Source organism: Ornithinibacter sp., from assembly GCF_035443565.1.
In the GTDB taxonomy this organism is placed as follows: domain Bacteria; phylum Actinomycetota; class Actinomycetes; order Actinomycetales; family Dermatophilaceae; genus Fodinibacter.
Genome location: NZ_DAORSO010000109.1, coordinates 1 through 6,401, shown reverse-complemented (window position 1 = coordinate 6,401; position 6,401 = coordinate 1). Strand labels below are relative to the sequence as shown.

Here is a 6,401-nt window from a genome sequence, read left to right as displayed (position 1 = left end):
ACGCCCGGCCGATCCCGCACGAAAGGGGACCCCCATGACCACCACCGACCAACTGCGCACCGTGTTGCGCGACCTCGAGGCCAAGGCCAAGGAGATGGAGCTCGACAAGAAGCTCACGACCTTCGCCGACCAGGCCGACCAGTTCCTCCGCGTGGCTGCGACCCGCGCCGGCGACTACGCCGCCGAGAACCGTGAGCGCGTGGAGGCCACCCTCGACAAGGCCGGTGCCAAGGTCGACGAGAAGACCGACGGCAAGTACACGGCCTCGTTCGCCAAGGTCCGTGCGGGTGTGCTCACCGGTGTCGACTGGGTCGCCGAGCAGCGTGAGGGCACCGGCATGCCGAGCACGTCCGGGGCCACGAGCGCCCCTGGCACCACGGATGCCGCGGCCACCGCGGACGGCGACGTCACCGCCGATGGCGGGCCGGCGGCATCCGACGCCTCGCCTGCCGCCGTGTGGAGCGACGTCACCGACGCCGCCCCGCAGGACAGCGGTATCCAGGACAGCGTGATCCAGGACGACGTGGTTCGCGACGACCCGACCTCCGAGGGCCCGGCCGACCCTCGCTGACCACAGCTCCACCGACTCATTGCGCTCCACCCACCCCGATCGGGGTGGGTGGAGCGCAATGAGTCCCGGGCAGGGGGAAACGCGGCTCGCGAGGCATACCGTGGGGTGATGACGGAGACCCGCACCGAGCGCGACACCATGGGGCCCGTTCAGGTGCCCGCTGACCGCTACTGGGGTGCACAGACGCAACGCAGCCTCGAACACTTCGACATCGGGCGTGACACCTTCGTGTGGGGGCGACCGGTGGTGCGGGGGCTGGGGCTGCTCAAGAAGTGCGCTGCGCTGGCCAACGCCGAGCTGGGCCTGCTCGGCGCCGACGTCGCCGAGGCCGTGGTGCAGGCCGCCGACGAGGTGGCCCGCGGAGACCTCGACGACCACTTCCCGCTCGTCGTGTTCCAGACGGGGTCGGGAACCCAGAGCAACATGAACGCCAACGAGGTCATCGCCAACCGGGCCATCGAGATCCTGGGCGGTGACCTGGGGTCGAAGACGCCCGTGCACCCCAACGACGACGTCAACCGCAGCCAGTCGAGCAACGACACCTTCCCGACCGCGGTGCACGTCGCCGTGGTGCTCGAGCTCATCGAGCGTCTGCACCCGGCGGTCGACGAGTTGTGCGCGGCCCTCGACGCGAAGGCCGACGAGCTGGGCGACGTCGTCAAGGTGGGGCGCACCCACCTCCAGGACGCCACACCGGTGACCCTGCGCCAGGAGATCGGCGCGTGGGCGGCACAGGTGCGCGACGCGCAGGGCGACGTGAGGTATGCCGGGGAGCGGGTTCTCGCCCTCGCCATCGGCGGGACCGCGGTGGGCACCGGGCTGAATGCCCCGGCGGAGTTCGGTCCGCTCGTCGCCCGACACCTCAGCGAGCTGACCGGGCAGCCCGTCCACCAGGCCGAGAACCTCTTCGTGCAGCTCGCGTCGCACGACGGACTCGTCGCCGTGTCGTCGTCGCTGCGCACCCTCGCCGGGGCGCTGATGAAGCTCGCGAACGACGTGCGGTGGCTGGCGTCCGGGCCGAGGACGGGTATCGGTGAACTCGTGATCCCCGAGAACGAGCCCGGTTCGTCGATCATGCCGGGCAAGGTCAACCCGACCCAGTCCGAGGCGATGACGATGGTGGTCACCCGGGTCTTCGGCAACGATGCGACAGTGGGGTTCGCCGGCACGCAGGGCAACTTCCAGCTCAACGTGTTCACCCCCGTCATGGCGCACGCGGTGCTGGAGTCGATTCGGCTGCTGGCCGACGCATGCCGCTCGTTCACGACGCACTGCGTCGTGGGGCTCTCGGCCGACCGTCACCGGATCGCGGCCCATCTCGAGGCCGACCTCATGCTCGTCACGGCACTCGCGCCACACGTCGGCTACGACACCGCGGCGGCCATCGCCAAGCAGGCGCACCGTGACGGCTCGACGCTGCGGGATGCCGCGTTGGCGTCGGGTGCGGTCACTGCCGAGGACTACGACCGCTGGGTCGACCCGGAGGCCATGACGCGGCCCGGCTAGTGGTTGTGTGTGAGAACCGTCCACATGCCGCCGGTTTTCACACGCACCCCGTGGCTGCGGTCGGGTCAGTGGGTCGGATGCCGGTAGGCCGAGATGCTGCCGCTGTCGGGGGCGAACCCCACGCCGCGGTACACCCGGCCTGCCGCGTTCGTCTCCTCGGTGACGATCACCCACTGGGTGCATCCCCGTCCGGCCGCCCACTGCGCTGCGACCCCGAGCAGGTGGGTCGCCAGCCCTCGCCCGCGGTGCGCCGCGTCCGTGCCGACGTCCTGGTAGCGGGCTGTGCTGTCGCAGAGCACGATGCCGAGGTCGGCCACGAGGGTTCCGTCGTCGTCGAAGGCGCCGAACCATTGCGCGTGCCCCTGCTCGACCAGAGCTCGCCGGGACTGGGTGCGACGCTGCGCGAACTGCGCGAACCCGTCGTCGTCGTGTTCCCGTGTCCGGGTGTTCTCGGCGATCGCGCGCGCCAGGCTGGCCTGCCAGTCGGGCTCGGCGAGAGGGCGCACCGAGTAGCCCTCGGGACAAGGGGTCTGCCGGGGCAGGGTGGTGGCGGCGAGGACGTCGTCGCGCTCGAGGGCCAAGCCGCGCGACGTCCAGGCGTCCACGGCATCCGGCATGCGCGTGAGCCCGATCGCCACCCAGCCGGCCTCGGGGAAGGCGCTGGTGAAGACCGCCACCCAGCGGTCGGCATCGTCCACGGCATCCGGGTCGGTGACGAAGACGCAGTTGCCCCAGTGGTAGCCGGGGTTGTGGGGCGAGCGGACGACGAGGTGGTCGGCGTGCTGCTCGATCGTCGAACCGCTGAGCTCGAGGATGGCCAGGTCGGTGGCCCACCCCGGGGGGAAGCTGCTCATGGCGCGACGGTAGCCGAGGTCGGCGGCCGCTGGCTGAGGCGAAGGCGAAGCCCAGCTCTGCGACGAATGTGGGTGAAAATCGTCGTCCAGCCGACGGTTTTCACCCACATTCGGGAGGAGTGCCTGCGGCCCGGTCGTCAGGTGCTGCGGCCCGTGGCAGACGCGAAGCCCAGCCAGGTGTGGCGGTTCCCCGCCCAGCACCAGCCCACCTTCGGGGCTCCCTTACGCTCCTTGCCGTCGCGCCCGGTGCCGCCACTGATCCACAGGGCCGGGGTGCGGGTGTCCAGGCCCTTCGGCGTGCGCTTGCGGGTGCCGATGGTCATGAAGCAGCTGCCCGGCTCGAGGTGCTCGGGTTCCTGAAGGAGCCAGCTGATGCCCTCGTTGAGCGTCAGCGGGGTGCGGCCGCGGGCGGTGATCTCCGGAAGGGCCTCGTTCGGGCTCCAGTTGCGCAGGTCGTCTCCCCGGTCGATGTCGTGCACCAGGTAGAGCGGGGCGTCCGGGACCTGCAAGCCGTCGATGTCTCTGAACTGCTCGAGGTCGGTCAGGTCCTCGACGACGAAGCCCTCCTTGCCCGCGCGGCTGAGCAGGGGCGCGAGCTGGCGCGGGCTCGCCAGGGAGGGGTGGATCGCCAAGGTGGTGCTCGGCTCGTGGGGGAGTGCGCTGGCGTGGCGGGCCAGGGTGGCAGCTCTGACCCCGGTGAGGTCCGCCAGTCCGAGGTCGAGCAGGCCCTGTAGGTGTTCGGATGCCGTCATGCCGCTCCTTGTCGTACGTTGTACGGTTAGCCGTACGATACGCCAACGCCGTCCACTGTGAGGATGTTCCCGTGCCCGCTGCATCCCCCCGCGCCACCGACCCGGGTCGGCTCATCGACCTCATGTGGAACCCCTCGACCGTGGTCGGGCGCAGCGGTGCGACCGTTGCCGGGATCGTCGAGGCAGCGCTGACCATCGCCGACGCCGACGGCCTCGACGCGGTGACGATGCGAGCGGTCGCCGACTGGGTCGGCATCGGTGCCATGACGCTGTACGGCTACGTCCCGGGCAAGGCCGAGCTCGTCGAGCTGATGCTGGATGCCGTGGTGGGCCGGACCTACGAGGGTCACCCGGCGCCGGGCGACGTCACCCCGTGGCCGGACGCGGTGCGCTACATCGCGCAGCGTTCGTGGGACCACCTGCTCGCACACCCGTGGCTCGTCGAGGCACCGCAGGGTCGGCCGATCCTCGGCCCCGGTGTCTGCCGCACCTACGAGGCCGAGCTGCGACCACTGGACGGCATCGGCCTCACCGACCTCGAGATGGACCTCACTGTCTCGGCTGTGCGGGCCGCCGTGACGAACGCGGTGCAGTGGCAGAACGGGCTGGCCGCGGCCCGCAGGCGGACGCACCTCTCCGACGACCAGTGGTGGGCGCTGCACGGCCCGCGACTGGCCGGTGCCATGGCGGGGGAGGAGCTTCCCGTGTCGAGCAGGGTGGGGCAGAGCGTCGCGAATGCCGGTGACCCCGAGGCCACGTGGCACTTCACGGTCGAGGCGTTGATCGAGTCACTGAGCGCGCGACTCACCTCGCGGTCACCGGCGGGCCGCACGAAATCGGGGTCCTGACCCCGATGTCGTGTGATCAGTTCGCCCGGCGGCGAGAGCCGCCGGCCCCTCAGCGGGCGAGGAGCTCGCGCAGGTCGTCTGCGGTCAGTGAGGCCGACAGGGCACCGCCCTCGTCGACGACCCGGGCGAACAGGTCGCGCTTGCGCTCCTGCAGGGCCACGACCTTCTCCTCGATCGTGTCGCGCGAGACCATCCGGTAGACGTTGACCGGTCGGGTCTGGCCGATGCGGTGGGTGCGGTCGATCGCCTGGGCCTCGGCGGCCGGGTTCCACCAGGGGTCGAGCACGAAGACGTAGTCGGCCTCGGTGAGGGTCAGCCCGAACCCGCCCGCCTTCAGGGAGATGAGGAACACCGGCGCCGTGCCCTCGCGGAACGCGGCGATCCGCTCGGCCCGGTTGCGGGTCGAGCCGTCGAGGTACTCGTAGGCGATGCCCTCGGCCTCCAACCGGGCCCTGACGATCGACAGGAATCCGGTGAACTGCGAGAACACCAGCGCGCGGTGGCCCTCCTGCGAGAGCTCGGTGAGCTGCTCGACCAGGGCGTCGACCTTCGCCGAGGCGGCCAGGCCGGCATACGACTCGTCGACGAGGGAGGGATCGAGAGACATCTGCCGCAGCACGGTGAGGGCCCGCAGGATGGCGATGCGGTTGCCGTTGAGGTCATCGATGAGCCCGAGGAGGCGCTGGCGCTCGCGCTGCAGGTGCCGGTCGTAGACGGCCCGGTGCCGCGGGTGCAGGTCGACGGTGAGCACCTGCTCCATCTTCGGCGGCAGCTCGGTGGCGACGGCCTCCTTGGTGCGGCGCAGCATGAGCGGTCGGATGCGCCGGCGCAGGGCCGCGAGGCGCTCGGCGTCCCCGGCGTTCTCGATCGGCTTGGCCCACTGGTCCTTGAACACGGCCGGGCGCGGGTGCAGCCCGGGGGCCACGATGGACAACAGCGACCACAGGTCCATCAACGAGTTCTCGAGGGGCGTTCCGGTGATGGCGAACTTGGCCCGCGCGCTCAGCCGGCGCACCGCCTGGTAGGTCTTGGCCTGGTGGTTCTTGACGAACTGGGCCTCGTCGAGCACCACCGCGGCCCAGGGCCGCGAACGGAAGACCTCCTCGTCGATGCGTGCCACGGCATACGACGTGATGACGACATGGGCACCGTCGACCGTGTCGTCCAGGCCCTGCTTGGCCTTGGCCCGGGTGCGGTCGATGACCACCGTGCGCAGACCCGGTGCGAACCGGGCCGCCTCGCTCTGCCACGTCGACAGCACCGAGGTGGGAGCCACGACGAGCACCGGGTCGTCGAGCTCACCCCGCTCGTGGGCGCGCACCACCATGGCGAGCATCTGCACCGTCTTGCCCAGGCCCATGTCGTCGGCGAGCACTCCGCCCAGGCCGGTGTCCCACAGCAGCGAGAGCCACCGGAACCCCTCCACCTGGTAGGGCCGCAGCGTGGCATCCAGCCCGTCGGGGACCTCGGCCGGCTCGACGCTGTCGAGGTCGAGCAGGGCGCCGACGGCCTGCGACCACCGGGTGCTCTGCTGCTCGACGACGCCGAGCGCCGCGAACTCCTCCCACAGCCCGGCGTGCACGACCGACAGCCGCAGAGGGTCGGTGGGCTTGTCCTGCAGTGAGCGGGCCTCCTCGACCAGCAGGCGCAGTGTCTCGAGCTCGGGACGATCGAGCGAGAACCACGTGCCACTGTCGAGGATGAGGTGCTCGTGCCCGCGGGCCAGGGCCTCGATGAGCGGTGCCAGCGGGACCTCCTCACCCGCCACGGTCACCGAGATGCCGAGGTCGAACCAGTCGGTCGACCCCCCGTCGGCGGTGTCCGAGGTCGACACCTGGATCAAGGGGGCGTCGACGGCCTCGCTGTACTG

Annotated in this window: 6 protein-coding genes; 3 read left to right on the top strand and 3 right to left on the bottom strand. The window is 70.9% G+C overall.

What is annotated here, in order from left to right:
• The first annotated feature begins 34 nt into the window (after positions 1 to 34).
• The gene (locus PLL68_RS10830; protein WP_324533970.1) at positions 35 to 571 is read left to right on the top strand and encodes an Rv0909 family putative TA system antitoxin; all 537 of its coding nucleotides are present in this window, start codon (positions 35 to 37) and stop codon (positions 569 to 571) included.
• Between the two features lie 108 nt (positions 572 to 679).
• On the top strand, positions 680 to 2,077 hold the full coding sequence (gene fumC / locus PLL68_RS10825) for a class II fumarate hydratase (RefSeq protein WP_324533968.1): 1,398 nt from the start codon (positions 680 to 682) through the stop codon (positions 2,075 to 2,077).
• Between the two features lie 65 nt (positions 2,078 to 2,142).
• On the opposite strand, the gene PLL68_RS10820 is transcribed toward fumC, so the two are convergent.
• Together PLL68_RS10820 and PLL68_RS10815 are read right to left on the bottom strand one after the other, a co-directional pair.
• On the bottom strand, positions 2,143 to 2,931 hold the full coding sequence (locus PLL68_RS10820) for a GNAT family N-acetyltransferase (RefSeq protein ID WP_324533966.1): 789 nt from the start codon (positions 2,929 to 2,931) through the stop codon (positions 2,143 to 2,145).
• 137 nt (positions 2,932 to 3,068) lie between these two features.
• The gene (locus PLL68_RS10815; protein ID WP_324533964.1) at positions 3,069 to 3,683 is read right to left on the bottom strand and encodes a DUF5701 family protein; all 615 of its coding nucleotides are present in this window, start codon (positions 3,681 to 3,683) and stop codon (positions 3,069 to 3,071) included.
• A 71-nt stretch (positions 3,684 to 3,754) separates the two neighbouring features.
• Between PLL68_RS10815 and PLL68_RS10810 the strand changes: the two genes are divergently transcribed.
• On the top strand, positions 3,755 to 4,531 hold the full coding sequence (locus PLL68_RS10810; protein ID WP_324533962.1) for a TetR/AcrR family transcriptional regulator: 777 nt from the start codon (positions 3,755 to 3,757) through the stop codon (positions 4,529 to 4,531).
• Between the two features lie 49 nt (positions 4,532 to 4,580).
• On the opposite strand, the gene PLL68_RS10805 is transcribed toward PLL68_RS10810, so the two are convergent.
• Positions 4,581 to 6,401 (bottom strand): DEAD/DEAH box helicase (locus tag PLL68_RS10805; RefSeq protein WP_324533960.1); only part of this gene is annotated, 1,821 nt, incomplete at its 5' end.

Bases quoted from the DNA above. Each gene is read 5' to 3' on its own strand.
- PLL68_RS10815 (WP_324533964.1), bottom strand. From the start codon at position 3,683: ATGACGGCATCCGAACACCTACAGGGCCTGCTCGACCTCGGACTGGCG.
- fumC (WP_324533968.1), top strand. From the start codon at position 680: ATGACGGAGACCCGCACCGAGCGCGACACCATGGGGCCCGTTCAGGTG.
- PLL68_RS10820 (WP_324533966.1), bottom strand. From the start codon at position 2,931: ATGAGCAGCTTCCCCCCGGGGTGGGCCACCGACCTGGCCATCCTCGAG.
- PLL68_RS10830 (WP_324533970.1), top strand. From the start codon at position 35: ATGACCACCACCGACCAACTGCGCACCGTGTTGCGCGACCTCGAGGCC.